The sequence below is a fragment of the Streptomyces sp. GD-15H genome (genome assembly GCF_045291515.1).
GTDB lineage: Bacteria > Actinomycetota > Actinomycetes > Streptomycetales > Streptomycetaceae > Streptomyces.
Genome location: NZ_CP149447.1, coordinates 7506406 through 7532917, shown reverse-complemented (window position 1 = coordinate 7532917; position 26512 = coordinate 7506406). Strand labels below are relative to the sequence as shown.

The 26512-nt window shown below is 72.1% G+C and carries 20 protein-coding genes and 7 pseudogenes; 16 read left to right on the top strand and 11 right to left on the bottom strand.

Annotated features, from left to right (window positions below; translation table 11 throughout):
* Positions 1-9 precede the first annotated feature (9 nt).
* Positions 10-381, bottom strand: a complete 372-nt coding sequence (locus tag WJ438_RS35625) for a hypothetical protein (protein ID WP_406728846.1) — start codon at positions 379-381, stop codon at positions 10-12.
* A 231-nt stretch (positions 382-612) separates the two neighbouring features.
* On the opposite strand from WJ438_RS35625, the gene WJ438_RS35620 reads away from it, so the two are divergent.
* Positions 613-2721, top strand: coding sequence for a SpoIIE family protein phosphatase (locus tag WJ438_RS35620; RefSeq protein WP_406728845.1), 2109 nt, complete (start codon positions 613-615; stop codon positions 2719-2721).
* Here the strand turns inward: WJ438_RS35620 and WJ438_RS35615 are convergent.
* The gene (locus WJ438_RS35615) at positions 2711-3460 is read right to left on the bottom strand and encodes a putative protein N(5)-glutamine methyltransferase (RefSeq protein ID WP_406728844.1); all 750 of its coding nucleotides are present in this window, start codon (positions 3458-3460) and stop codon (positions 2711-2713) included. The genes WJ438_RS35620 and WJ438_RS35615 overlap by 11 nt on opposite strands.
* 489 nt (positions 3461-3949) lie before the next feature.
* On the opposite strand from WJ438_RS35615, the gene WJ438_RS35610 reads away from it, so the two are divergent.
* The 3 genes and pseudogenes from WJ438_RS35610 to WJ438_RS35600 all read left to right on the top strand — a co-directional run bounded on the left by WJ438_RS35610 (position 3950) and on the right by WJ438_RS35600 (position 6506).
* Positions 3950-4555 (top strand): sulfite oxidase-like oxidoreductase, encoded by a 606-nt coding sequence (locus WJ438_RS35610; RefSeq protein ID WP_406728843.1) that lies wholly within the window; start codon positions 3950-3952, stop codon positions 4553-4555.
* 73 nt (positions 4556-4628) lie between these two features.
* A pseudogene (locus WJ438_RS35605) lies at positions 4629-5347 on the top strand (ferredoxin reductase).
* A gap of 190 nt (positions 5348-5537) precedes the next feature.
* On the top strand, positions 5538-6506 hold the full coding sequence (locus WJ438_RS35600; RefSeq protein WP_406728842.1) for an acetylxylan esterase: 969 nt from the start codon (positions 5538-5540) through the stop codon (positions 6504-6506).
* A gap of 15 nt (positions 6507-6521) precedes the next feature.
* On the opposite strand, the gene WJ438_RS35595 is transcribed toward WJ438_RS35600, so the two are convergent.
* Positions 6522-7250, bottom strand: coding sequence for a class I SAM-dependent methyltransferase (locus tag WJ438_RS35595; protein WP_406728841.1), 729 nt, complete (start codon positions 7248-7250; stop codon positions 6522-6524).
* A 91-nt stretch (positions 7251-7341) separates the two neighbouring features.
* Here WJ438_RS35595 and WJ438_RS35590 point away from each other — a divergent pair, with 91 nt between their 5' ends.
* The 3 genes and pseudogenes from WJ438_RS35590 to WJ438_RS35580 form a co-directional block, all read left to right on the top strand.
* Complete coding sequence (locus WJ438_RS35590) at positions 7342-7740, top strand: nuclear transport factor 2 family protein (RefSeq protein ID WP_406728840.1); 399 nt, start codon at positions 7342-7344, stop codon at positions 7738-7740.
* 395 nt (positions 7741-8135) lie between these two features.
* A complete protein-coding gene (rho, locus tag WJ438_RS35585; protein WP_406728839.1) occupies positions 8136-9278 on the top strand; it encodes a transcription termination factor Rho in 1143 nt (380 codons plus the stop codon).
* Positions 9279-9370: 92 nt separating this feature from the next.
* Positions 9371-10207 (top strand): annotated as a pseudogene (locus WJ438_RS35580) (D-alanyl-D-alanine carboxypeptidase family protein); the annotation flags it as partial.
* Positions 10208-10530: 323 nt separating this feature from the next.
* Here the strand turns inward: WJ438_RS35580 and WJ438_RS35575 are convergent.
* Positions 10531-11598 carry an asparaginase gene (locus WJ438_RS35575; RefSeq protein WP_406728838.1) on the bottom strand — a complete coding sequence of 356 codons (1068 nt, stop codon included), beginning with the start codon at positions 11596-11598 and terminating at the stop codon, positions 10531-10533.
* A complete protein-coding gene (locus WJ438_RS35570) occupies positions 11598-12335 on the bottom strand; it encodes a FadR/GntR family transcriptional regulator (protein ID WP_406728837.1) in 738 nt (245 codons plus the stop codon). The genes WJ438_RS35575 and WJ438_RS35570 overlap by 1 nt, the downstream gene beginning before the upstream one ends.
* 125 nt (positions 12336-12460) lie before the next feature.
* Between WJ438_RS35570 and WJ438_RS35565 the strand changes: the two are divergent.
* Positions 12461-13064: pseudogene (locus WJ438_RS35565) on the top strand (fatty acid desaturase family protein).
* 52 nt (positions 13065-13116) lie between these two features.
* On the opposite strand, the pseudogene WJ438_RS35560 reads toward WJ438_RS35565, so the two are convergent.
* The 4 genes and pseudogenes from WJ438_RS35560 to WJ438_RS35545 form a co-directional block, all read right to left on the bottom strand.
* Positions 13117-13455, bottom strand: a pseudogene (locus WJ438_RS35560) (fluoride efflux transporter FluC).
* Positions 13456-13607: 152 nt separating this feature from the next.
* Positions 13608-13904 carry a helix-turn-helix domain-containing protein gene (locus WJ438_RS35555; protein ID WP_406728836.1) on the bottom strand — a complete coding sequence of 99 codons (297 nt, stop codon included), beginning with the start codon at positions 13902-13904 and terminating at the stop codon, positions 13608-13610.
* Between the two features lie 129 nt (positions 13905-14033).
* Positions 14034-15591, bottom strand: a pseudogene (locus tag WJ438_RS35550) (arabinogalactan endo-beta-1,4-galactanase).
* A gap of 114 nt (positions 15592-15705) precedes the next feature.
* Positions 15706-16088: pseudogene (locus WJ438_RS35545) on the bottom strand (Beta-galactosidase C-terminal domain); the annotation flags it as partial.
* Between WJ438_RS35545 and WJ438_RS35540 the strand changes: the two are divergent.
* Positions 16035-16588 (top strand): annotated as a pseudogene (locus WJ438_RS35540) (LacI family DNA-binding transcriptional regulator); the annotation flags it as partial. The pseudogenes WJ438_RS35545 and WJ438_RS35540 overlap by 54 nt on opposite strands.
* A gap of 69 nt (positions 16589-16657) precedes the next feature.
* A complete protein-coding gene (locus WJ438_RS35535) occupies positions 16658-17047 on the top strand; it encodes a MarR family winged helix-turn-helix transcriptional regulator (RefSeq protein WP_406728835.1) in 390 nt (129 codons plus the stop codon).
* A gap of 37 nt (positions 17048-17084) precedes the next feature.
* Here the strand turns inward: WJ438_RS35535 and WJ438_RS35530 are convergent, their stop codons facing one another.
* Positions 17085-17489 carry an SseB family protein gene (locus WJ438_RS35530; RefSeq protein ID WP_406728834.1) on the bottom strand — a complete coding sequence of 135 codons (405 nt, stop codon included), beginning with the start codon at positions 17487-17489 and terminating at the stop codon, positions 17085-17087.
* A gap of 203 nt (positions 17490-17692) precedes the next feature.
* Between WJ438_RS35530 and WJ438_RS35525 the strand changes: the two genes are divergently transcribed.
* Together WJ438_RS35525 and WJ438_RS35520 are read left to right on the top strand one after the other, a co-directional pair.
* Positions 17693-19138, top strand: coding sequence for a glyceraldehyde-3-phosphate dehydrogenase (locus WJ438_RS35525; protein WP_406728833.1), 1446 nt, complete (start codon positions 17693-17695; stop codon positions 19136-19138).
* 244 nt (positions 19139-19382) lie between these two features.
* On the top strand, positions 19383-20357 hold the full coding sequence (locus WJ438_RS35520) for a hypothetical protein (protein WP_406728832.1): 975 nt from the start codon (positions 19383-19385) through the stop codon (positions 20355-20357).
* A 22-nt stretch (positions 20358-20379) separates the two neighbouring features.
* On the opposite strand, the gene WJ438_RS35515 is transcribed toward WJ438_RS35520, so the two are convergent.
* Positions 20380-22035: an FAD-dependent oxidoreductase gene (locus WJ438_RS35515; RefSeq protein WP_406728831.1), complete on the bottom strand. Its 1656-nt coding sequence runs from the start codon at positions 22033-22035 to the stop codon at positions 20380-20382.
* Between the two features lie 247 nt (positions 22036-22282).
* Here WJ438_RS35515 and WJ438_RS35510 point away from each other — a divergent pair, with 247 nt between their 5' ends.
* The 4 genes from WJ438_RS35510 to WJ438_RS35495 all read left to right on the top strand — a co-directional run bounded on the left by WJ438_RS35510 (position 22283) and on the right by WJ438_RS35495 (position 26500).
* The gene (locus tag WJ438_RS35510) at positions 22283-23440 is read left to right on the top strand and encodes a SchA/CurD-like domain-containing protein (RefSeq protein WP_406728830.1); all 1158 of its coding nucleotides are present in this window, start codon (positions 22283-22285) and stop codon (positions 23438-23440) included.
* 68 nt (positions 23441-23508) lie between these two features.
* Positions 23509-23991, top strand: coding sequence for a cupin domain-containing protein (locus WJ438_RS35505; RefSeq protein ID WP_406728829.1), 483 nt, complete (start codon positions 23509-23511; stop codon positions 23989-23991).
* Complete coding sequence (locus WJ438_RS35500) at positions 23988-25256, top strand: beta-ketoacyl-[acyl-carrier-protein] synthase family protein (protein WP_406728828.1); 1269 nt, start codon at positions 23988-23990, stop codon at positions 25254-25256. The genes WJ438_RS35505 and WJ438_RS35500 overlap by 4 nt, the downstream gene beginning before the upstream one ends.
* Positions 25253-26500, top strand: coding sequence for a ketosynthase chain-length factor (locus tag WJ438_RS35495; protein ID WP_406728827.1), 1248 nt, complete (start codon positions 25253-25255; stop codon positions 26498-26500). The genes WJ438_RS35500 and WJ438_RS35495 overlap by 4 nt, the downstream gene beginning before the upstream one ends.
* Positions 26501-26512 lie beyond the last annotated feature (12 nt).

Below are 26512 nucleotides of genomic sequence, written 5' to 3'. Positions count from 1 at the left end.
CCCGGCAGGTCACCGGCTTTCGAGGCGGATGTGCAGTTCCTCCTCCTGGTCGCCCGAGACCGTGCTCAGGTCGTGCACCGTGAACAGGGAGTCCAGGGTGGTACGGAATTGGTCGACAGCCCAGTAGCCGCCGTACACGTCGGCGTCGACCGACGACGACAGCCGGGCCGGGCGGGCGCCGCCCTCCTGCGGGGCGGCGACGTCGAACGTGCCGAGCCACACCATCGGGCGAGTCTCGTGGAACTTCTCCGGTACGTCGTCGGGGCACCGGTCGGACGCGTAGCACGCACACAGCGTGTCGAGCACGATCCGCGCGTCACGCTTGTCGCACCCGCTGATCTCGACCGAGACGGATTCCGGGTGCGCTCGCTCACTGCCCATCGTGATCGCTCCTCTCGTCGCCACACCGGCTTCCCCGCCCCTCCCCGGGGAAACACCGCCCGCGCGGGAGTACTACCCGCGCACCACCGGCGTGCCCGGGGGAGCGCGGGGTCCCCGCCTGAGGGGAGGAGTCAGTCGGAGCAGCGGAAAATCGCCCCCCACGCGCGGTAGAACAAGGGATGTCGGCACAGCGACGGCGTGCCGTGAGAATCGGCGAAGGCGGGGCGTGCGATGAGTGCAGCCGAGTCACCCCTGGTCGAGGGCGACGGAACGGCATCGGGGCCGGTCCGTCCCAGCGGGCTGCTCGACGTGCTGCGTGTGGCCTCGGTGGTGCTGGATCCCGAGGGGCGGATCGTCCTGTGGAGCCCTCAGGCCGAGGAACTGTTCGGGTACAGCGCCGAGGAGGCGCTGGGCCGGTACGCCGCCCGTATCATGGTGGACGAGCGGTATCTGGACCTGGTGGTCAAGCTGTTCTCCGACGTCATGCGCACCGGGCAGAGCTGGGCAGGGGCCTTCCCCATCCGGCGCAAGGACGGCGGCACCCGGATGGTGGAGTTCCGCAACACGCGGCTGACGGACGAGCGCGGCGCCGTCTACGCCCTCGGCCTCGCGGTCGACCAGTCGACCGTGCGCCGGCTGGAGCGGGACGTGGCGCTGTCCACCCGGATCGTCGCCCAGTCCCCGATCGGGCTGGCCGTACTGGACACCGGTCTGCGGTACGTCTCGGTCAACCCCGCACTGGAACAGATCAACGGCATGCCGGCCGACGACCATCTGGGCCGCACAGTCCGCGAGGCGCTGCCGCGGCTGAACGCCGATGCCATCGAGGCCGCGGCCCGCCGGGTCCTGGACACCGGGAAGCCGGTCGTCGACCGGTCCATGATCGGCCGGACCCCGGCCGACCCCGAGGAGGACCACGCCTGGTCGGTCTCGCTCTACCGGCTGGAGAACGCGCTCGGCTCGGTGCTGGGCGTGGCCGTGTCCGTGGTGGACATCACCGAGCAGCACCGGGCGGCCGTCGAGGCCGAGACGGCCCGGCGCCGGCTGGCCGTCGTCGCCGACGCCTCGGTGCGGATCGGCACCACCCTGGACCTGGAGCGTACGGCCCGTGAGCTGGCCGACGTGGCCGTGCCGGAGCTGGCCGACGTGGCGGCCGTGGATCTGCTGGACTCGGTGGTCCGCGGCTACCGCAGCACCCTCGCCCCGGCCGAGCCGGCGATGATCCGGGCGCTGGCGCTCCGGGGCGTGGGCTCGGACGACGCCCTGCGGGCGGCCGATCCGCCGGGCCGGGTGGCCCGGTACGGCCCGGACCGGCTGGTCACCGAGTGCGTACGCACCGGCCTGCCCGTGATGCTGCCGCACGTGAAGGACGAGCACCTCACCCGCATCGCCCGCTCCGCCCAGGCTGCCGAACTGCTGGGCCGGGCGGGTGTGCACTCGTATCTGGCCGTGCCGCTCACCGCGCGCGGCGAGGTGCTGGGCGCGCTCGACCTCAAACGCACCGGCAATCCGCGGCCGTTCGACGAGGACGATCTGCTGCTGGCCCGGGAACTGGCCGCCCGCGCGGCGGTGCAGATCGACAACGCCCGCTGGTACCAGAGCGCCCGCGACGCCGCGCTCACCCTGCAGCGCAGTCTGCTGCCCAGCCACCCACCCGTCACGGGCGGGCTCGAGGTCGCCTCCCGCTACCAGCCGGCGGGCAGCACCAGCGAGGTGGGCGGTGACTGGTTCGACGTGATCCCGCTGAGCGGCGGCAGGACGGTCCTCGTGGTGGGGGACGTGATGGGCAGCGGCATCCCGGCGGCGGCCACCATGGGAAGGCTGCGCACGGCGACGAACACGCTGGCCTCGCTCGGCCTCGATCCGGCGGTGCTCCTGAAGCACCTCGACCGGATCGTCGGCGAGCTGGAGGATGCCATCGCCACCTGTGTCTACGCCGTCCACGACCCCCGTGAGCGCCAGTGCCTGATCGCCAACGCGGGACATCTGCCGCCGGTACGGGTACGGGCCGGCGGCACCCCGGAACTGCTCGATCTGCCCACCGGGGTGCCGCTGGGGGTGGGCGGCGTCAAGTTCTCCACGACCGTCGTCGGGATCGAGCCGGGCGACCGGCTGGTGCTCTACACCGACGGCCTCGTCGAGACCCGCCGGCACCCGCTGGACGAACGTCTCGACCGCCTGCTCACGCTGCTGCACGGCCCCGACCGCTCCCTCGAGGACGTGTGCGACCTGCTGCTGCGCGCGCTGCACGAGCCCGACAACTTCGACGACGTGGCCCTGCTCATCGCCCGCGCGACGGCTCCCGGCGGTGCGGAACGCGCGGGCGGTCCTACGGTCTGACGCCGATCACGACATGGGCGTATTCCTCCTCGGATGCGGCCCGGCGGGTCCGCAGTCCGGCACCGGTGAGGACGGCGGCGGCCTCGGGCGCCTGTCGGCGGCTCGTCTCGACCAGGAGGCACCCGCCGGGCACCAACCAGTCGGGGGCCCCGGCGGCCACCCGGCGCAGCACGTCGAGCCCGTCCGCGCCACCGTCGAGTGCGACGCGCGGCTCATGGTCACGGGCCTCCGGCGGGAGCAGACCGATCTCGCCACTGGGCACGTACGGCACATTGGCCGCGAGGATGTCGATCCGGCCGCGCAACGTTCCGGGCAGCGCCTCGAACAGGTCTCCGGTGTGCACCTGGCCGCCGGCGTCCGCGACATTGCGGCGGGCACAGCGCACGGCGGCCGGGTCGATGTCGGCGGCGTGCAGTTCGACCGCGCCGAGCCCGTCGGCCAGAGCCACACCGACGGCGCCCGAACCGCAGCACAGGTCCACGACGACGGCCGCGTCGGGTGCCTGGGCGAGGGCCTGCGTCACGAGGAACTCGGTACGGCGCCGGGGTACGAAGACACCGGGGGTCACGGCGATCCGCCGGCCCCGGAACTCGGCCCAGCCGACGACGAGTTCGAGCGGGAGCCCGCGCACCCTGCGCGCGACCATCGGGGTCACGTCGTCCGGGGTGTGCGCGGCGGCGAGGATCAACTCGGCCTCCTCCTCGGCGAAGACACAGCCCGCGGCGCGCAGCGCGACCACGACGGAATCCCGATCGACGGGCGCGGAAGGCGGGGCGGGGGGCGGCCCGGCGGGCGGCCGACGGGCGGGAGAGAACCGGGGGAGGACTGCGGGACGGGCGAGGGGGACTGGGACGGCATGGCGGCGAAAGCCTTTCGGGAGCCGAAGGGCGCTCCCGCGGTCACCTACTGCGGGTGATCCGCGTCGCTTCGAGGTGAGAGCACCCGACCTGACACAGCGGTGATGGGTCTCACCTCCCTGGGCCGTCGACGGCCGGGACCGTCCGCAGCCGGTTCGCCACACTACCCGACGACGTGGCCGGCCGTGCGGCGCGTTTTCGTACGGCGCGGTGCACACGGCGGGGCGTGATCGAGGCCGGTGGGGCGGGCGGGGGTGCCGACGGTTCGGCCGGGGCCGGCGGGCGGGATCGGTGTGCGGATGGTCTCCGGCACCCCGTACGGTTGAAGCCGGAATCACCTGAGTACCACTCGCAACGGAATCGCCGATCACGTGAACATCACCCGCGGCTTCACCGGCCGCCCCCGCGTGGACCATCCCGGTCTGCCGCCCGGCCAGTACGACGCGGGCGACGAATGGCCCGTGCTGTCCGCCGAGGTCACCCCCGACCTCGCGCCCGCCGACTGGACATTCCGGATCGACGGGCTGGTGGCCGAGCCCCGTACTTGGAGCTGGGAGCAGGCGCACGCCCTGCCGGCCTCGGCGTACGAGGGCGCGATCCACTGTGTGACGGGCTGGTCGAAGTTCGGGGTGCGGTTCGGCGGCGTCTCCCTGGACGCCTTCATGGAGCTCGTCCGGCCCGACGGGTCCGCCACCCATGCCGTCGCCTACTCGCACACCGGCTACACCGCGAACCTGCCGCTCGCCGACCTGACCGGCGGGCGGGCCTGGATCGTCTGGGAGTACGACGGCCGGCCGCTCCCGCCCGAGCACGGCGGCCCGGCCCGGCTGATCGTGCCGCACCTGTATTTCTGGAAGAGCGCCAAGTGGATCGCGGGCCTGCGGATCCTCGACCACGACGAGCCGGGTTTCTGGGAGGGCAACGGCTACCACGCGCGCGGCAATCCCTGGGAGGAGCAGCGGTACTCCGGTGACTGAGCGAGTGACACTGCCGCGAGGGCCGGAGGGTTTGGCTCCGCCCACCCGGTTCGCTCCGCCGACGCGGTTCGCCGTGCCCGGACGCATCGGTGTGAGCGAGCAGACGGCCTCGGTGTGGCGGACGGCGACACTGACCGGGATCCGCCGCGAGACCCCACGCGCCGCGACCTTCCGCTTCGCCGTGCCCGGCTGGCCGGGACATGTGCCGGGTCAGCATCTGCTGCTGCGGCTGACCGCCGAGGACGGCTATGTGGCCCAGCGCCACTACTCGATCGCGTCCGCGCCGGACGACTCCGGGCACATCGAGCTGACCCTGGACCATGTGGCGGGCGGCGAGGTCTCGGGCTGGTTCCACTCGGTGGCCCGGCCCGGTGACCGGGTCGAGGTGCGCGGCCCGCTGAGCGGCTTCTTCGCCTGGCCGGGCGATCGGCCCGCGCTGCTGGTGGAGCCGGCTCGGGCGTGGTCCCGCTGATGTCGATGGTGCGGCACCACAGGGCCCGGGGCCTGTCCCTGCCCCTGCGGCTGCTGGTGTCGGCGCGCAGCCCCGAGGAGCTGATCTACCGGGGCGAGTTCGGCGCGGAGACCCAGCCCGTGTTCACGCGGAGCGCGCCGGAGGGTGTGGCTGTGGGACGGATGGCGGCCGCACATGTGGCGCCGCTCCTGGCCGATGCCCCTGAGGGTGGGTGGGAAGCCTATGTGTGCGGTTCCAACTCCTTTGCCGAGCATGCCTCCAGGCTGCTTGTCGCGGCCGGCCAGCCCGTGGACCGGATCCGTATCGAGCGCTTCGGCTGACCCGCGCCGCGCCTGGGCCGCCGTAGGACGGCCGCCCCCTCGAGCACAAGCGCTTTCCATGCCCTTTACCTGTGGGTCTCTGTTCTCGCATCGAGCGCGGACGGAGTCCCGCACGTGGTCTGGCGACTGCTCCCGCGGCCCACGTACGGTGTGATCGCTTCGTACTGTCTCCGTACAAAGGCGGTGCTTCATGGCCCTGTTCGACCTTCCGCTCGACGAACTGCGCGAGTACCGGAGCGCGTCCACGGCTCCGGAGGATTTCGCCGCGTTCTGGTCCAAGACGCTCGCGGAGGCACGCGAGCACGACCTGGACGCCCGTTTCGAGCCGGTCGACACGGGCCTGTCCACGGTGCGGGTCTTCGATGTGACGTTCGCCGGTTTCGGGGGCCACCCGGTCAAGGGCTGGCTGACGCTGCCCGCCGGGGCCGAGGAACCGCTGCCGCTGGTCGTGCAGTTCGTCGGCTACGGCGGTGGCCGCGGTCTGCCCCACGAGCATCTGCTGTGGGCGTCCACGGGCCGGGCGCACTTCGTGATGGACACCCGCGGCCAGGGCAGCGCCTGGGGCGCCGGCGGCGGCACGGCGGACCCGGTGGGCGGCGCACCGGCGTACCCCGGGTTCATGACGCGCGGCATCGACGCGCCCGAGAACTACTACTACCGTCGGGTGTTCACGGACGCGGTGCGCGCGGTGGAGGCGGCCCGCGCGCACCCGCTGACCGATGCGGCCCGCACCGCGGCCGTCGGCGCGAGTCAGGGCGGCGGCGTCACCCTAGCGGTGGGCGGCCTGGTCCCGGACCTGGCGGCCGTCGCCCCGGACGTACCGTTCCTGTGCGACTTCCCGCGTGCCGCAACGCTCACCGACCGGCACCCGTACCGGGAGATCGGGCTCTTCCTCAGAACGCACCGGGGCCGCACCGAGGACGCCCTGCGCACCCTGTCCTACTTCGACGGCGTGCACTTCGCCGCCCGCGGCCGCGCCCCGGCACTGTTCTCGGCGGCCCTCGAGGACCAGACCTGCCCGCCCTCGACGGTCTTCGCCGCCTTCAACGCCTGGACGCACGACGACAAGTCCATCGAGGTGTACGACTTCAACGACCACGAGGGCGGCGGCCCCTTCCAGGAGGCGGTCAAGCTCCGCTGGATGCGCTCGTACCTCTGAGAAGGCGCGCTCCGGCTACTCCTCGGGCCGTTGGGCGACGACCAGGCGGACCCGGGGGCTGCCGTCCGGCCGCTGCCCGAAACCGGGCAGCGGGTGGAGCTCGACCCGGAATCCGGCCCGGTCCAGCTCACGCCGGAGGTCGCCGAAGCGGAGGGCGTGGTAGTACATGACGAACGGCGGGCGCCACACCGCGTTGCGCACCCGCATCACCGCGTCGAAGCCCAGCAGCATCCAGTACGCGAGTGAGCCCGGCCGGGGCGGAGCGACCACCGGGAAGGCGAACCGTCCCCCCGGCCGCAGCACGCGGTGGACCTGGGCGAACAGTTCCGGCAGTTCGCGCGGCAGGAAGTGGCCGAATGCCCCGAAGCTCACCACCAAGTCGAAGGCGGGCCCGAACGGCAGCGCCCGCGCGTCCGCCCGCACATGACCGGTCGGCGGTCCCCCGGGCCGGGTCCGCTCGCGCGCGACGGCGAGCATGCCCGCGCTGAAGTCGACGCCGGTGACGCTTCGACGGCACACCCGCGCCAGGACGTCCATGCCCGCACCGGTGCCGCAGCACAGATCCAGCCCGGCGTCGAACGGTCCCAGCCTCCGCAGCGTCCCGGCGGTGGCGTCGAGCACCGAGTCGGGCGTACGGAAGGGGGTGTGGTCGAACTTCGACGCGAGGAGGTCGTACCCGCGCTCCACGGACGACAGCGCCTGGACGGCGAGTTCACGCAGACGCGGGCCTTCGGGGCTGAACATCGGACCAGCCTAGACCCAAGTCCTGCCCGAAGGGGGGCCGAAGGGCTAGCCTCGTCCGCACCTGTGCGATCCGTTGAGGTGAGGAGCTGTGATGCGGGCATTCCGCGAGGCTGTCGAGGCGCACGACATGGACGCCGCCGAAGCATTGCTGGCCGAGGACGTCGTCTTCACCAGCCCGCTCGTCTTCAAGCCCTACACCGGCAAGCCGATCACGGCGGCGATCCTGCGCGCGGTGGCGGGGGTCTTCGAGGACTTCCGGTACCTCCGGGAGATCAACGACGTGAACGGCCGCGACCACGCGCTCGTCTTCGCCGCCCGGGTGGGCGACCGCGAGATCGAGGGCTGCGACTTCATCCATGTCGACGACGACGGCCGTATCGACGAACTCTCCGTGATGGTGCGCCCCTTGTCCGGTGCGCAGGCGCTCGCGGCTGCCATGGGCGCGCAGTTCGAGATGATCGCGCGTGAGGCGCAGGACCGCTCGGCCTGAACGCGCGCGGGAACGGCGGAATACCACTCGATCGCCCGACCGGCTTCGCCCCAGGGCCCGCCGACCGTCCCGGCGTGCCCTTCTCCGGCTCGTACGCCCTGCACTCCATGGTATCTTGGGAGAAGCACTCGTATAGCGCCCACATGCATGCCGCAGGCGTCGGTGCCAGTTCTTCTCTCGGTTTTTTCATCGGTTCGCCGATCCGCCCGTCGTTTCCGACCGGCCGTCCGGCTTTCCACACCACCTCGTGAGCAGGGCTTCATCGCCACAGCCGAGGTGCTGTTTCCCGCAGCCCCGGGGCGCAGAGGCACCCTCCGGCACGGTTCCCCTCTTCCCTTCGTATGTCCGTTCCGCCACATGCACTTCCCCCGTCGTCCGCGAAAGGCCCGACCTCCATGACCCTCACCACACTCGCCCGCCCCTCCGTCCACCAGCAGCCCCAGCCCGTCAGCGGCGTCCTCGACATCGACACGGCCGGGAAAGGGCATCTGCGGGCCGGTACCTGCCTGCCCTCGACCTCCGACCTCGCCGTCTCCCCCGCGCTGCTCCGCCGGCACGGCCTGCGCAAGGGCGACCACGTCGAGGGGCTGCGCGGCGACCGGCACGGCCTCACCGAGGTCGCCCGGGTCAACGGCCGTACGCCCGACGCGCTGCGCGGCCGGCCCCGTTTCGGGGATTTGACACCACTCCACCCCCGGGAGCGGCTGCGCCTGGAGCACCCCGCGTCCGGTCTGGCCGGGCGCGTCGTCGATCTACTCGCGCCCGTCGGCAAGGGACAGCGCGGCCTGCTCGTGGCCCCGCCGAAGACCGGCAAGACCGTTCTGATCCAGCAGCTCGCGGCGGCCGTAGCGGGCAACCACCCCGAGTGCCGGCTGATGGTCGTACTGCTCGACGAGCGTCCCGAGGAGGTCACCGACATGCGGCGCTCGGTGCGCGGCGAGGTGTACGCCTCGACCTTCGACCGGCCCGCGAAACAGCACATCGCCCTTGCCGAGCTGGTGATCGAGCGGGCCAAGCGGCTGGTCGAGGCGGGCGAGGACGTCGTCATCCTGCTCGACTCGCTGACCCGGCTCTGCCGGGCGTACAACAACGCCGCCCCCTCCGGCGGCCGCACCATGAGCGGCGGTGTCGACACGTCCGCGCTGATCGGGCCGAAGCGGTTCTTCGGCGCCGCCCGCAAGGCAGAGGAAGGCGGCTCGCTCACGATTCTCGCCTCGGCCCTGGTGGAGACCGGCTCCCGCGCCGACGAGTTCTACTTCGAGGAGCTCAAGAGCACCGGCAACATGGAGCTCCGGCTGAGCCGCGAAGCGGCCTCCCGTCGGCTGTTCCCGGCCGTCGACATCGTCCCGTCCGGCACCCGTCGCGAGGAACGGCTGCTCACCCCCGCGGAGTTGACTGCCGCACGCGGCCTGCGGCGGGTTCTGCAGCCCCGGGACGGGCAGGCGGCCGGCCTGGAAACCCTGCTGGAGCGGATGCGGGAGACCCCCGACAACGCGACCTTCCTCCGGCGCGTCCAGCCGACCCTGCCCGGTGGCTGACCGGTGTAACGGCGTGCGGCATCCGGGTGCTCGCGGAGGGCCTCCGGCCCGGTCACCACGGCCCTCCGGAGTTCCCTTCCTACGTTTGCGGTATGACTATCGGATTTGCTTCGCGGGCTGCCGTGTCCACCTGTGCGCTCTGCACGGCGGGCCTGCTGGCGCTCGCGCCCGCCGCGGCGACCGCCGGTACGCGTCCGAACCCCGCGCCGCAGCCCGGCTCCGGGTCACGGGCCGCGCCGGACTCGCTGCTGTACCGCTCCGGCACACAGGTGCGCCCGCACGCCGGAGCACCCGAGGTCCCGGAGCTGTCCGCCCGATCGTGGCTGGTGGCCGACGCCGACTCCGGTGAGGTGCTCGCGGCGCACGACGCGCACCGCAGGCTGCCGCCCGCCAGCACGCTGAAGACCCTGTTCGCCCTCACCGTGCTGCCCGTCCTGCCGGGCGGCCTCCGGCACACCGTCGGTGAGGAGGAACTTGCGGGCATCGGCCCCGGCAGCAGCCGCGTCGGGGTCGCCGAGGACCGTACCTACCGGATCTCCGACCTGTGGAACGGGGTCTTCCTGAGCTCCGGCAACGACGCCGTGCACGTCCTGGCCGCGCTCAACGGCGGCTGGCAGGTCACCGCCGAGCGAATGCAGGACAAGGCCCGCGCCCTGGGTGCCCGCGACACCCGGGTGAAGTCGCCCGACGGCTACGACGCTCCCGGCCAGGTGTCCTCGGCGTTCGACCTGGCGGTCTTCGGCCGTGCCGGACTGCACAGCCCCGACTTCGCACGGTACTGCTCCCGCGTGGAGGCGACGTTCCCCGGCCGTGACGGCGGATCGTACGGAATCCTCAACACCAACCGGCTGCTCACCGGCGCCGGCGGTGTGGATCGCTACCCGGGCCTCGTCGGGATCAAGAACGGCTACACCAGCAACGCCGGCAACACCCTCGTGGCGGCCGCCCGCCGGGACGGGCACACTCTCGTGGCAACGGTCCTCAATCCCCGATCGGGCGGCGGGGAGGCCGTGTACGAGGAGGCACGCGCGCTGCTGGACTGGGGTTTCGAGGCGTCCGGCCGGGTCGATCCGGTGGGATCGCTGGACGCCCTGCGGACCACGTCGCTGCCGAGCCCCGGGCCGGCCCGCGGCCGGTCCGGCCCCGGCTTCGGCCTCCGCGGTACGGGGCGACGAGCCGGAGTGGACGGTCGCGTGGACGGTCGCGGGCGCCGCGCTGCTGGGCGTGGCGGGCGTGGCGCTGTTCCTGCGGCTCAGGAGGGGTCCGGCCGTGCCGGGTTGATCCCCCGGCCCGCGAGGACCGCTCCCTGCGCACCGGAGAGGTCGAGCGGGGCGAGCGCGGGAACGGGGCGGACGTCGCCGACCGGGCGGCCACCGCCGAGCAGCGGTTCGCCCGCGAATCCGGTGAGCAGGGCCGGGTCGACACCGGCCCGGGCGAGGGCGGCGGCGGTCACCGGGACACGCGCCCGGCCGGCGCCGTCGGAGATCTTCACGGCCACGGCACGTCCGTCGGGCAGGGCGGCGACTTGGACGCCCTCGAAGCCGTCCTTGGCGAGCAGCCCGGGAACGGCCCGCATCAGGGCGGCGACGTCCCGGCCGGATCCGGAGGCCATCTCGGGGTGTTCCCGCATCGCGTCGGCGACCCGGGCCTCGGGGGTGCCGGGCGCGGCCGTGGTGATGCGGGCGGCGGCACGGGCGAGTCCGTGCAGGGAGACGGCGAACAGGGGTGCGCCGCAGCCGTCGGCGGTCACCCGGGCGACGCGCTGCCCGGTGAGGTCCTCGACGCTCGCGGCGATCGCCCGCTGGAGGGGATGGGCGGGGTCGAGGTAGTCGTCCAGGGGCCAGCCGTTGAGCTTCGCGGTGAGCAGCATGGCGACGTGCTTGCCGGAGCAGTTCTGGGCGAGCCGGGAGGGCGGGCGGCCGTCGCGCACCCAGGCGTCCCGCACGGCCGGGCCGAGCGGCAGGTCCGGGACGTTGCACAGGTGGTCCTCGGTGAGTCCGGCGCCCGCGAGGACGCGCCGGGCGCCGGCGAGGTGGCGTTCCTCGCCGGAGTGGCTGGCCGCGGCGAGGGAGAGCAGTTCGCCGTCGAGCGGCAGCCCGGCGCGCACCATGGCGACGGCCTGGACGGGCTTGAGCGCGGAGCGCGGGTAGCAGGCGGCCTCGATGTCGCCGAGCCGGAGTCGGACCTCGCCGTCGGCTCCGAGGACGACGACGGAACCGTAGTGGACGCCTTCGACGACCCCACCGCGGACGAGGTGGGCGACGGGGGCGTGGAAGGGGTCGCGGACCGGGGGTGCGGCTGCGCGGGAGGGGGTGTTCATCAGGATCGGTCTTCCGTGGTGGTGTCCGTGGGAGCGTGCGCGCGCAGCGGGCGCACGATGGCGGCAAGGGTCGTCTCGACGCGGTCGAGATGGTGGGACATGGCCGCGAGGGCGTCGTCCTCGGAGCCGTCGGTCAGCGCCTCGACGATCGCCCGGTGCTCGCGGTTGGACTGCTCGCGGCGGTCCCCCAGCTGGTTCAGGAAGGCGGACTGGCGGGCCAGCGCGTCCCGGATCTCCTCGATGACCCGGCGGAACACGGGGTTCTGGGTGGACTCGGCCACGGCGAGGTGAAAGAGGGTGTCCATGGCGACCCACGCGGTGGTGTCGGTCTCCCGGTCCATCCGGTCCAGCAGGTGGTTCAGCAGGTCGAGGTTCTCGGGGGTGCGCCGCCGGGCCGCGTACCGGGCGACCGGGAGCTCGACGTGGCGGCGCACCTCCAGCAGGTCGCCGGCCGCGTAGTCGCCGAACGTGGGGTCCCCCACCGCGTCGGCCACGACGAAGGTGCCCTTGCCGGTCCTGGAAACGGTCAGGCCCATGGTCTGCAGTGCCCGCAGAGCCTCGCGCAGCACGGGCCGGGAGACCCCGAGGGTGCGGCACAGCTCCCCCTCGGAGGGGAGCTTGTCGCCGATCGCGTACGCGCCCCGCTCGATGGCGTCGCGGAGGTGGGAGAGAACCGCTTCCCTCGCGCTCACACGCCGCGGTCCCCTGCCACCTGTCTGACTGTCTGACAGGTTCACGGAAGTGATCGTGCGCGGCGAACGCGAGGGCTGTCAAGCGGGGCAGGCCCGGTACTCGCGGGAGTGCTGTCCACCCCCACGTTCTGGGGTCGACATCATGCTGCCGCCGGGAAACCATTCACATACTGAAGTACACGGCCGATCCAACGGCGCTCCCGGAATCCCCACCCACGCGTGACCGCGAGAAGGGGAGCGACTTCGCCGAACTGTCGCGGCGCATGGCCGCCGAGGGGCTGCTCAGGCGCCGCCCGCTCCACTGCGCCCTGCGCTTCGGGGCCCTGGCCTCCCGCTCGCGGGAGGTGTGACCGCCTTCCTCGTCCTGGGCGACAGCTGGGGCCACCTGCTCGTCGCGGCGGCCCTGTCCGTGGTCTTCGGGCAGCTCGCACTCGCCGCGCACGACCTGGCGCACCGCCAGGTGTTCTCCCCGCAAGGGCATGCCGATGATCGGGGAGAGGAAGCGCCTGGACTCCCTGCGCCGTCAGGTCCTCACCTCCCGCAACGTCGGGGCGATGTGTTCGTCGACGTCTTCATGGGCGGGCTGAACCACCGGATCGAGCACCCTCTCTTCCCAGCATGCCCACGCCCGCCCTCGGCCGGGCCCAGGTCCTCACCGAGCGGTACTGCGCGGAGCTGGACATCCCGTACTGCCGGACAGGGCTGTTCGCCTCGTACGGTACGGCTCTGCGCCACCTCAGGAGTGTGGGGGGACCACTGCGCGAGGTCCGCTGACGGGGGCGCGGCCAGGGCCCGTCCGGCGGCGACGGAGCGGCCGGGACGTCCGTCACGCCCCCGGCGCGTCGGCCAAGGCCGCGCCGGCGAACGTCGTGCCCAGACCGGCCGCGGCGCTCGCCACGACGTTCGCGGCGGCATAGCGGGCGGCTCCCGCCTCGGCGAGGCGGAGGGTCGCATAGGAAAAGGCAGGAGAAGGCGGAGTACGCGGCCAGGGCGCTGCATGAACCTGTTCCGAGCAGCAGCTGGGCCTGCGAACCCGCGGCGCCCGCCGCCACCTCGCCGGTGAGCAGGCCGAGCGTCAGGCAGCCGGCCACGTTCACCGTGAAGGTCCCCCGGGGAACACCGAGTCGTGCCGGGACCGCACCGCGCGGTCGGTGAGGCAGCGCAAGGGTGCCCCCGGCCCGGACGTGCGGGCGCGCCTCCACCAGTAGGGACCGTTGGCGGCGGCGTGTCGCGGTGCGGGTACGGCGGGCCCCACCGCCGCGCCGCGAGACGCGCTCGCGGCCGAAGGCCGGCCCTACGCCTGGGGGCGCGAGAGGGTCACTTCACGCTGCCGGGGTCGCCGCGCGGTGGTGTGTGCCCCCAGCCCTTCTCGAACACCGCCGCGACCTCGGCGATCCGTACCTCGTCACGCCGGTAGTGGGGGCGTCCGGCAAGGTGGCTGGTGTGCAGCAGGCCGACGGCCGTGAGCAGCCGGAGGTGGGTGAGGGCGACCGGGTGGGGCATGCCGAACCGGGCGGCGACGGCTTCCGCGGTGACGCCGTGTGCGGCGTGGCCGGGTTCTCTCAGCCACGTCAGGATGTGCAGCCGTGTCCCGTCGGCGGGAGTCCCCACCATGCCGTCCACCTCCGCCCCGGCGTCCGCTCCGGGTACCTCCACTGTCCCGCAACCGGAGCCCCCGTGTCATGCGCTCCGGCACCTTGTCCGAGAGCCGACCCCCTGATCACAAGGTGGTTGAACAGCACATCACCGGTGGCGGAACCACGCCGCCGCCGGCAGCACCCGGTCGTCGTAGCCGAACAGCGCCTGGTTCTCCCAGCCGTTGCCGGAGGCCGGGTCGGCCGGGTCCCAGCCGTTGCCGGTGCGGACGGTCCAGGTGGCCTCCCAGTAGAAGACCCCGAGGCCGCGTCCGTTCGGGACGGCCTCGACGATGCTCGCCACGTCGTTCATCCACCGGGTCTGCCCCGCCGGGGACGCCGGGTAGCCGGGGACGAGTTCCTCGGTGAGGTCGATGATGTCCTCGAGCCCGTCCTCGCTGTCCGGCCGGAACGGGTAGGCCGTCTCGGCGACGAAGACCGGCTTGCCGTAACGGGAGGCCGCGTCGTCCAGGGCGGTCTGGAAGCCGTGCGGGGTGCCGTGCCAGTAGCCGTAGTACGACAGGCCGATGGTGTCGAACCGGACGCCGTGGGACGCGGCGTTGTCGAACCGCCAGCGGGTGCCGTCGAGGTCACCGCCTCGGCGAGGTGCAGCGCGACGGTGGTGGCCGGGCGACCGCCTTCACCGCCTCGTAGCCGGAGTTGAGCAGGCTCGCGAGCTGCGTCCAGTTGCTGGTGGACCTCTCGTCCCACAGCATGCCGCCGTTGATCTCGTTGCCGACCTGGACCATGTCCGCCGTGGTGCCCTGGGCCTTGAGGGCGTTGAGGACGTCGTACGTGTGCTGGTACACGTCCGTCTTCAACTGGCCGTAGGAGTGCCCCGACCGGGCTGCGTGCTTGGCCTGCTTGCCCGGGTCGGCCCAGGTGTCCGAGTAGTGGAATCCGAACAGCAGTTTCATGCCCTGGGCCTTGACGCGCTTCGCCCTGGCGAGGACGCGCGCCTTGTTGTTGTAGCCGTCGGCCGGGTTCACCCAGACCTTCAGGCGGGCGTAGTTCATGCCGGCGGACCTCAGGAGGGCGACGCCGTCGCCGGCGCTGCCGGAGGCGGTCCGGTAGACACCGCCCCTGTCCTCGCTCTTGGGCAGGGACGAGATGTCGGCGCCCTTGATCGTCAGGCCGGAGGTGCCCGAAGTGAAGGTCAGGTCGTCGACGTTGATCCAGTTGCCCGCGTTCGCGTCGCTGTGGACGCTGATCGTGCACTGGTTGTTCGTCACCCTGACGGGCACGACGATCCGTATCCAGTCGCTCGCGGACACCGGCAGATCGGTGCGCTGTTCGGTGCCGCCGCAGTTCTTCAGGGCGAGGTGGGCGGTGTTCTGGCCGCCGCCTGAGCGCACCCAGGCGGTCAGCTTGTAGGTGCCGTTGGTCAGCGCGGGCAGGTGCTGGTACGTCTCCGCCCGGTAGGCCGAGGACGGCCAGTGGGACAGGCGGTGACCGCCGCCGCGGCCGCCGGACTCGGTGTACGAGGTGCCGGTGTCGCCGTACTCCGACCAGCCGCCCGGGGTGGCCGCTCCTGAACCGTCGGCCTCGAAGCCGCCGTTGGTGAGGGTGCTCGCCGCGGTCGCGGTCCGGACGGGGAGTGCGGTGAGGAAGAATCCCGCGGCGAGCGGCAGCAGCAGGACCCGGAGTGTGCGTCTGGGATGGAACATGGGTGTTCGTCGTCCCTTCGACGTGGGAGGGGGTCGCCCCGGCGGGGAGGCCGGTGGCCGGGGGCCCCTCCGCCCGCGGTGTGCTCTGCTCACCGCGGCGGAGGGAGTCTTGGCTCAGCCGTCGAGCCGGACGACCCGGACGGCTCCGCCCGGGACCGCCAGACGGCCCGCGGCGCGTTCACCCGTCAGCAGTTCGGTGCCGGGGTGTCGAGCGGCACCTTGGCGTCGGTGCCGGTGTGGTTGATGGCGAACAGGAACGTGCCCGACTCCCCGGTGCGGTGCACCACTTCCACATCGCGGGGCAGGTCGTCGCGCGGGGTGATCCGGGTGTCCTCGACGGCCCGGCCGAGCAACGCGTCCAGGTCCTCGGCGCCCAGACGGGTGGAGACGTACCAGGCGTTGCCCTCGCCAAGGCGGTGCCGGGTGACGGCGGGGCGGCCCGCGGCAAGCCCATCGGGCTGGGTTCCATGGTGAGTTACGTGGCCGCGGACGACCGGGACGGCGCTCGTGACATGGTGCGCCATCTGCTGGCCCTGGGCCGGCGCGGGGTGGGTGTGGTGACAGGACCGCTCGACACCCCGGGCGGGGTGGAGCGCCTTGCCGGGTACAAGGAGGTGCTCGCCGAGGCCGTCATCGAGACCGATGAGCGGCTCATCGTCTCCGGCGACTACAGCCGGGCCGGCGGTGAGGCGGGCGCAGAGCGGCTGCTGGCCCGCGCGCCGGACATGGACGCCATGTTCGTCGCCTCCGACCTGATGGCACAGGGGGTGCTGACGACGCTGCACCGCGCGGGACGCCGGGTACCGGAGGATTGGCGGTGGGCGGCTTCGACGATTCCCAGGCCGCCGTCGCCACCAGCCCCGGCCTCACCACGATCCGTCAGCCCTGGGACCGCATCAGCGCCGAGATGGTGCGGGTCCTGCTGGCCCAGATCGGCGGCGAGGACCCGGCCACGGTGATCCTCCCGACGGAACTGGTGAAGCGCGAGCCGGCGTAGCACGCCGGCGCCGGCCGCCGGGGGAACTCACCCGGTCGTTGAAAATCCAACGAGTGCTACCGTTCACCTATGGCGGCTGAGGCGGTGGACCCGCGGCTCGAGGAGCGGTGGCGGGAGATCCTGTCTGTGCACGCGCGCACCCTCGGCGAGATCGACCGCGCGCTGCATCCGTACGGCCTGGGGGCCTCCGACTTCGAGGTGCTCGACATCCTGGCGACCGCTACGCCCGCGGAGGGCGAGCAGTGCAGAGTGCAGAACCTGGCCGGGCGGATCCACCTCAGCCAGAGCGCGCTGTCCCGTCTCATCGCCCGGCTGGAGAAGGACGGTCTGGTCGCCCGGAGCGTCTGCGCGGAGGACCGGCGGGGCGTATATGTGACACTCACCCGAAAGGGCCGCGACCTGCACGCCGAGGTACTGCCGCTGCAGCGCGCGGCCCTCACCCGCGCGCTGGGCGGATAGCCCCGCCGCCATGCAGGGGGCGGCCGCGACGGCACGCCTAGGGGCGGGCCAGCAGGGTGCGTACCCCCTCGGACGTCAGCGTGAGGCGGTGTTCGGAACTGCCGTCGATGGTGAGGGACAGCTCGTCGGCCGGCCACTGCGCGGCCAGGGCGCCGAGCGGCACCAGACGGTAACGGGAGACGAACGGCAGCAGGCCCGACATCTCCAATTCCGAGGTGAACACGGGCACCACCTGGATGCCGTCCGGCTGCTCCATCACCGGCAGCGCGACGACGCCGGGGTCGGCGGCCGCCTCGTCACCCGTGTCGTCGGGCACGGGGATCAGTACGTCACTGTCGGCGAGGGCGTTCAGGGCCGCCGTGTCCTCGGTGTTCTCCGAGAGAGCGTCCAGAGCCCGCTGGGCGGGCGTGGGTCCGTTGTTCTCGTGCGCGGGTGTCTCCATGGCTGTTTCCCTCGTAGCGGTGGTCGTACGGACCGCCCCGGACGGGATCGGTGGTCGGTGGTCGGAACAAGATCCGCTCCGGGCGCTGTCCTGCACGCGTACCCGATCGCGCGGGACGCAACCCTGCCTGAAGGAGACCCCCTGAGAGCCCCTTGACCCGCATGGTTATCATATGAGCGCCGCCTAGCTCGAAAGATAATCCTGTGACTGTCAACGAAGACTCGTTCACCAACTGGAAGCACCGCGAGGAAATCGCGGAGTCGATGATCCCGATCATCGGGAAGCTGCACCGCGAGCGGGACGTCACCGTCCTGCTGCACAGCCGCTCCTTGGTGAACAAGTCGGTGGTCTCCATCCTCAAGACCCACCGCTTCGCCCGTCAGATCGCCGGCCAGGAACTCTCGGTCACCGAGACGCTGCCGTTCCTCCAGGCCCTCACCACGCTCGACCTCGGTCCGTCCCAGATCGACCTCGGCATGCTCGCCGCGACCTACCGGACCGACGACCGGGGACTGTCGGTGGCGGAATTCACCGCCGAGGCCGTGGCAGGCGCCACCGGTGCCCACAAGATCGACCGTCGTGAGCCGCGCGACGTCGTCCTCTACGGTTTCGGCCGCATCGGCCGGCTCCTCGCCCGCCTGCTCATCGAGAAGTCGGGCTCGGGCAACGGCCTGCGGCTGCGTGCCGTCGTGGTCCGCCGGGGCGGCGAGCAGGACATCGTCAAGCGGGCCTCGCTGCTGCGCCGCGACTCCGTGCACGGCCAGTTCCAGGGCACGATCACCGTCGACGAGGCGAACAGCACGATCGTCGCCAACGGCAACACCATCAAGGTGATCTACGCCGACGACCCGTCCCAGCTGGACTACACGGCGTACGGCATCAAGAACGCCATCCTCATCGACAACACCGGCAAGTGGCGCGACCGCGAGGGCCTCTCGCAGCATCTGCGCCCCGGTGTCGACAAGGTCGTGCTGACCGCGCCCGGCAAGGGCGACGTGCCCAACATCGTGCACGGCGTCAACCACGACACCCTCAAGCCGGACGAGCAGATCCTGTCCTGCGCGTCCTGCACCACCAATGCGATCGTCCCGCCGCTCAAGGCGATGGCGGACGAGTACGGTGTGTTGCGCGGCCATGTGGAGACCGTCCACTCGTTCACCAACGACCAGAACCTGCTGGACAACTACCACAAGTCCGAGCGCCGCGGCCGCTCCGCGCCGCTGAACATGGTGATCACCGAGACGGGTGCCGCCTCCGCCGTCGCCAAGGCGCTGCCCGACCTCGAGGCGACGATCACCGGCAGTTCGATCCGGGTCCCCGTACCGAACGTGTCCATCGCGATCCTCAACCTCCAGCTGGGCCGCGCGACCAACCGCGCCGAGGTCCTCGACCACCTCCGTGAGGTGTCGCTCACCTCACCGCTGAAGCGTCAGATCGACTTCATCAGCGCCCCCGACGCGGTCTCCAGCGACTTCATCGGCTCGCGGCACGCGTCGATCGTCGACGCCGGCGCCCTCAAGGTGGAGGGCGACAACGCGATCCTCTACCTCTGGTACGACAACGAGTTCGGCTACTCCTGCCAGGTCGTCCGGGTCGTGCAGTACGTCTCGGGAGTGGAGTACCCGACCTTCCCGGCGCCGGCTCCTTGACCTGCCCACGGAACGACGGGGCGGGGCCGGCAAGCAGTCCGGCCCCGCCCCGTCGTTCCCGCGTGACCCACCCCCTCGCTTCCCGCGTCACCCGCCTCGGCACCCCCCACCTGCCTGTGGGTGTTCGCCCTGCTCCGGCCCCATGTGCCGACCTGGTGGACGCGCGGCGTGACCCAGAAGGCCGGATCGGTAACGATCGCTACGTACCGGTTGCCGGACCCGGCGAAGTTCCTAGTCTGCGGGCATGTCCCTCTTCAGCAGTCGTACCAGTAAACGTCCCCGAATCGTCCCGGCCCTCGACGACGCCGACCTCGCGCGCGTCCTTCGGCAGTTGAGCAAGCGCGGTGGGGGCGTCAAGCCGGCGGAGGTGACACTCGTCGCCACGCTTCTGGAGGAGACCGGGGGCGACTGGGACCGACGCGGCCACCGTGTCTCCGTACTGGCCGACGCGACGGCCGAATCGGGCTCGGAGCTGGCGTCGGCCTGGCTGGCCAAGGAGCCGGAGAACCCCGACGCGCTGGTGTTCCACTCCAGGGTCGGCCTGGCCCGCGGCCTGCGGGACAGGCACTTGGAGGAAGCGGGACAGTTGGTGACCCAGTGTCATCGGGCCGCGGAGCTGCATCCGGCGGATCCGTTGCCCTGGGTGACCCTGCTCGGCATGGCCCGGATCGAGCGGTACGCGCAGAGCGAGGTCAACGCCATCTGGCGGGAGACCACCGGACGCGACCGCTGGCACCGCGAGGCATATCTGCAGATGCTCGCCCATCTGTCGCCGGAGGAAGGCGGTTCGAGTGCGGCCGTCCTCGACTTCATCGATGTGGTGCGCACCCGTATACCGGCCAACGCGCCGTGCGCCGCGATCGAGGTGACCGCGGCCGTGCGGCAGTACCAGGGGCTGGCGGCGCAGGGCGGTGTCCGGGCCATGACGGCAAGTCAGCTGTGGGAGGGCGGACAGATCGCGGCCTCACTGGAGCAGGCCGCCTCCCTCTGGGCGAAGCCGGGATTCTTCCAGCACGCGGCGGCCCAGGCGGATCTGAACGTACTGGCGTACGCGCTGTGCGCGGCCGGCCGGGCCGCCGACGCTCACCCGGTGTTCCAGGTGCTTCAGGGCACGGTGACCCCGTGGCCGTGGAACGACGACGGGCCGGCGGTCCAGCGGTTCGAACAGCACCAGGCCAAGGCGGAGCGGGGGCGGCAGGGCGGCGTCGGAGGGACCTGACGCCCCCGCTCCACGCGCCTCGTCAGTCCCGCTCCCTGGCCAGGATGTCCGCGACGGCGTCGTGCAGCGCCGTCGCGGCGTCCGGGGCGGCCCCTTCGGAGCGCCACGCCACGAACCCGTCGGGGCGGACCAGGACCGCGCCGTCCTCGGTGACGCCGTGGGCCTGCGCCCAGCTCACGTCGGCGTCCGGCGTCAGGTCCGCGGTCGGGCCGCTGCCGATCCGGTACGAGTCGAGCGGCACCGACAGGCGCTTGGCCACCTGCTCCGCCGCGGTGTGCCAGGCGCCGTCCTCGGAGCTGAGCAGCACCAGTGACCGCTCGTAGAGGTCGAGGGTGGAGACGCGGACGCCGGCGCGGTCCAGCCACAGGTGGGGGGCCCGGCTGCCCGGCTCCCCCGCCAGTTGCAGGCCGTCGGGGACGACCGGCGCCGCCGGGTCACTGCCGAGGACCGCGCCCCGCCGATAGCGGTAGCCCAGCGCCACGTTGAGGATTCCGCCCTTCGGGCCCTTGCTGCCGGCGCCCGCCGCGGGCGTGTAGCCGGGGTGGCTGTGCTCGACCGAGCGGTTCGAGGCGCGGGCGCTGGTCGCCTCCGCGACCGGACGGCGCTCGGCGTCGTAGGAATCCAGCAGTCCGGGTCCCGCCCAGCCGCCGAGGACGGCGGCCAGTTTCCAGGCCAGGTTGTGCGCGTCCTGGATACCGGTGTTGGAACCGAACGCCCCGGTGGGCGACATCTCGTGGGCCGAGTCACCGGCGAGGAACACCCGGCCGTCGGCGTAGCGTTCGGCGACCCGCTCGGCGGCGTGCCACGCGGCCCGACCGGTGATCTTGACGTCGAGGTCGGGTGCTCCGATCGCCCGCTGGATGTGGGCGACGCACCGCTCGTCGGTGAACTCCTCGAGGGTTTCGCCGTGTTCGGGGTGCCAGGGGGCGTGGAACACCCAGTTCTCGGCGTTGTCGACCGGCAGCAGCGCCCCGTCGGCCTCCGGGTTGGTGAGGTAGCAGACGATGAACCGCCGGTCGCCGACGATGCCCGCGAGGTTGCGGGAGGAGAAGGTGACGCTCACGTTGTGGAACAGGTCGCCCGGTCCGTCCTGGCCGATGCCGAGCCGCTCCCGGACGGGGCTGCGGGGGCCGTCCGCGGCGACCAGGTAGTCCGCCCGGATGGTGGTGTGCTCGCCGGTCTCCCGGCTCTTGACCCGCGCCGTCACACCGTCGCCGTCCTGGTCGAACGACACCATCTCGGTCGCGAAGCGCAGGTCGCCGCCGAGTTCGCGGGCGTGGGCGAGGAGCACCGGTTCGAGGTCGTTCTGGCTGCACTGGCACCACCCGCCGGGGCTGAACCGGGCCAGCCCGCCGCCGGGGTCGATCTCCTTGAAAAGCCACTCGCCGTCGCCGTCCACCAGGCTCGGCGTCTGCATGATCCCGTGATTGTCCGCGAGGACCGACGCGACCTCCCTGATCCGCTGCTCGACTCCGGCCACCCGGTACAGCTCCATGGTGCGCACATTGTTCCCCCGCCCGCGCGGGTGGATCGACGTGCCCGGGTGACGTTCGACGAGCGTGTGCGGCACGCCCAGACGCCCCAGGAACACGGACATGGACAGGCCCACCAGGGAGCCGCCGACGATCAGGACGGGCGTGCGGTGGCCGATCTCGTCGGCCGTTTCCAAACGGTTCATTGAACTGCCTCCAGCGTCGCCCGCGGCGGGCGGTGGAAAAGGATGCCGAATCCATGCCCGCTACGGGCCGCTCCGCGTCCCGGCGACACCCGGTTGACGCACGGTTCACCCACCTGCCCCGTGGCGCTCGCGCACATCGCGGGGTGCGTCAACGATCGATGCAGGGCGACCCCGGACCTTCGGATACGGCGGCCGTTCCCGACCTCCAGTGAAGAACCTTCCGTGAAGAAGAGGAGAGGTGCGCCGGATGACCACCACGGGACGCACGACGGAACGCACGACGGGCCGTATGGCGGGACGTATACCGCAGTCGGCATTCGACGGCTCCAGGTTGCGGGTGATCCTGCTGCTCGACCTGTACGACGGGGCCCAGGAGCAGTTCCTCGACGCGTACGACCACATGAGCAGCATGGTCGCGTCCGTCCCCGGTCACATCAGTGACCAGCTCTGCCAGTCGATCGAGAACCCCTCGCAGTGGCTCATCACCAGCGAATGGGAGAGCGCCCCGCCCTTCCTCGCCTGGGTGAACAGCGAGGAGCACATCGAGACCGTTCGCCCGCTGCACAGCTGCGTCCGCGACACCCGGTCGATGCGCTACAGCGTCCTGCGCGAGATGCAGGACGGCCTGCCGCTCACCAGGCAGACCACCGCGGGCCTCCAGGAGCAGGCCCGCGTGGGTGAGGGCGTGGCCCGCCACGCTTTCACCTTCACCGTCAAGCCGGGCACCGAGTCCAAGGTCGTGAAGCACCTGGCCGGGTACGCGTCCCCCAATGCCTCGCTGGACGACAACACGCGGCTGCGCCGCACCTCCGTGTTCATGCACGGCAACCGCGTGGTGCGGGCCGTCGAGGTGGAGGGCGACCTGGCCACGGCGCTGCGCCACGCGGCCAATCAGCCCGGGTTCCGAGCGGTCGAGGAGGCCATAAACCCCTATCTGGAGCATGCCCGGGATCTCGCCGATCCCGGCTCCGCGCGGGTGTTCTCCACCAGGGCCGCGCTCCCCGCCGTGCACCACGTCGACGGAGACGGGCCTCGGCCCGCGGGTCTGCGGCGGCACGCGCTGTACTACCCGGCCGTCGAGGGCCAGGGGCTGGAACTGGCCCGGTTCCTCTCCCATCAGGACGAGGCCGCGGCCGACGAGCCGGACAGCCCGGTGTACTCGAGCACCATCTTCCAGCGCGACGACGTCGTGGTCCGTCTGATCGACGCCACCGGCGACCTCGACCTCGACCCCCTCTCGGCGCTCGGCATCAAGGGCGCGGGGAAGGCGGCGGAGCTGGAGCGGCTCCTGGACGGCGCCGCGGTCGGCGTCGAGGGTCCGCTGGACTCGGAGCGCAACATCAACCGGCTGCTGTCGCACGCCGACATGCTGTCTGTCGCCGACCGCAGCGCGACGGATTCCTGACGGCAAACCGTGGGGACGTCCACGGCCCGCACGCCCGGACGTCCCCGCCACACCCGGAGGTACCAACCATGTCCAAACAGCATCCACGCATCGTGGACCTGAGCGAGACGGAACCCAACCGACGGCGCGGAGGCGACCTCAGAACCCTGCTCACCCCGGCCACGGTGGGTTCCACCAGCGGCTTCATGGGGCTGGCCGTCATCCAGCCCGGCGAGCGCATCGGCGAGCACTACCACCCGTACTCCGAGGAGTTCGTCTACGTCGTCAGCGGCGCCCTCGAAGTCGACCTGGACGGGGAACCGTTCGCGCTCCGGGCCGAGCAGGCTCTGATGATCCCGATCGACATGCGGCACCGTTTCCGCAACGTCTCCGACGCCGAGGCCCGCATGGTGTTCCACCTGGGTCCGCTCGCCCCGCATCCGAGTCTCGGTCACGTCGACACCGAGGAGAACGCCAGTTCCGTGGCCGGTCCCCAGCTGACCGTGGGCGGGCCGGGTGTGTCCGGGCCGGGGCAGGACCGGCCGGCCGATCGAAGTGAGGCCATAAAATGACCCGGCGAGTGGCCGTCACCGGCATCGGTGTAGTCGCTCCCGGCGGCACCGGAGCGACGGCGTTCTGGGACCTGCTCGCCGCGGGCCGCACCGCGACCCGCGGCATCACCCTGTTCGATCCGAGCGGTCTTCGCTCCCGGATAGCAGCCGAGTGCGACTTCGACCCGTTCGCCCACGGCCTCGACCCGGATCTGTGCCAGCACGCCGACCGGTACATCCAGTTCGCCGCGGTGGCCGCCGCGGAGGCGGTCCACGACTCCGGGCTCGACCCCGCCACCGACGATCCCTGGCGCACCGCGGTGTCGCTGGGCAGCGCGGTCGGCGGCACCACCCGGCTGGAGCACGACTACGTGCGGGTCAGCGAACACGGCAAGCGCTGGGACGTGGACCATCGGCAGGCCGACCCGAAACTGCACATGGCGTTCCAGCCGAGCACCCTCGCCTCGGTCATCGCCGAGCGGTTCGACGCGCGGGGCCCCGTGCAGACCGTCTCCACCGGTTGCACCTCCGGGCTCGACGCGGTCGGTTACGGCTTCCACACCATCGCCGAAGGCCGGGCCGACGTCTGCATCACCGGGGCGTCCGACTCGCCGATCTCGCCGATCACGATGGCCTGCTTCGACGCCATCAAGGCGACCTCACCGAACAACGACGACCCGGAGCACGCCTCCCGGCCCTTCGACGCCCACCGCGACGGCTTCGTGATGGGCGAGGGCGCGGCGGTCCTCGTCCTCGAGGAGTACGAGCACGCCCGGGCCCGCGGCGCGGAGATCCACTGCGAGATCAGTGGGTACGCCACGTACGGCAACGCCTACCACATGACCGGTCTGACCACCGAGGGGCTGGAAATGGCGCGGGCCATCGACAGCACGCTCGACCAGGCCCGTCTCGACCCCACACTGATCGACTACGTCAACGCGCACGGCTCCGGCACCCGGCAGAACGACCGGCACGAGACGGCCGCGGTGAAGCGGTCCCTCGGCGCCCACGCCCACGAGACGCCCATGAGCTCCATCAAGTCGATGGTGGGGCACTCGCTCGGCGCGATCGGCGCGATCGAGGTGGTCGCCTGCGTGCTCGCCCTGAAGCACCAGGCCGTGCCGCCGACGGCGAACTACGAGACCCCCGACCCCGAGTGCGACCTGGACTACGTGCCGCGCACCGCCCGCCCGCGGAGGCTGAGGAACGTGCTCTCCGTCGGCAGCGGGTTCGGCGGTTTCCAGTCCGCGGTGCTGCTGACCGGGCCGGGTGGGAGGACACGATGAGCATTCAGCGCCCCCGCCGCGCGGCCATCACCGGCATCGGTGTGATCGCGCCCAACGGACTGCGGACCGATGCCTACTGGAAGTCCGTCAGCGAAGGCATCGGCGTGCTGGACCGGATCACCCGCGAGGGCTGCGGGCATCTGCCGCTGCGGGTGGCCGGTGAGGTCCGGGGCTTCGACGCGGCGGACCTCATCGAGGACCGGTTCCTGGTCCAGACCGACCGGTTCAGCCACTTCGCGATGGCGGCGGCCGCCCTCGCCCTCGACGACGCCGGGCTCGGCAGCGGGGATACCGCGGAGCCGTTCTCCATCGGCGTGGTCACCGCGGCCGGTTCCGGCGGCGGCGAGTTCGGGCAGCGGGAGCTGCAGAAACTCTGGGGGCAGGGTCCGCGGTTCGTCGGCCCGTACCAGTCCATCGCCTGGTTCTACGCCGCGAGCACCGGCCAGATCTCCATCCGTGGCGGCTTCAAGGGCCCGTGCGGGGTGGTGGCGAGCGACGAGGCCGGCGGTCTCGACTCCCTCGCGCACGCCGCCGGGGAGGTCCGGCGCGGCACCGACACGATGGTCGTCGGCGCCGCGGAGGCACCCCTCGCCCCCTACTCGATGGTCTGCCAGCTCGGCTACCCCGAGCTCAGCACCGTCGAGGACCCGGACCTCGCCTACCGTCCGTTCACCACGAAGGCCTGCGGGTTCGTGCCCGCCGAGGGCGGCGCGCTGCTCGTCGTCGAGGACGAGGACCGCGCCCGCGGACGCGGGGCGCCGGTGCGGGCCACCGTGGCCGGCCATGCCGCCACCTTCACCGGTGCGTCCCGCTGGGAGGAGTCCCGGGAGGGGCTGGCCCGCGCGATCCGCGGTGCCCTCGACGAGGCGGGCGCGGCCCCGGAGGAGATCGACGTGGTGTTCGCCAACGCCATGGGCGTCCCGGAGGCGGACCGCGCCGAGGCGCTGGCGATCGCCGACGCGCTCGGCACGCACGGCGCACGGGTGCCCGTCACGGCGCCCAAGACCGGTTTCGGCCGGGCCCACTGCGCGGCGCCCGTGCTGGACACGGTGGCCGCGGTGCTCGCCATGGAACACGGTCAGGTGCCCCCCACCCCCAACGTGTCCGACATCTGCCACGACCTCGACCTGGTGATGTCGCGTGCTCGGCCCGCCGAGCTGCGCACGGCCCTCGTTCTCAGCAGGGGACTGATGGGCTCCAATGCGGCGCTGGTCGTGCGCCGCGGTGGCGAATCCGCCCGGTAACGCCGGGCGGGG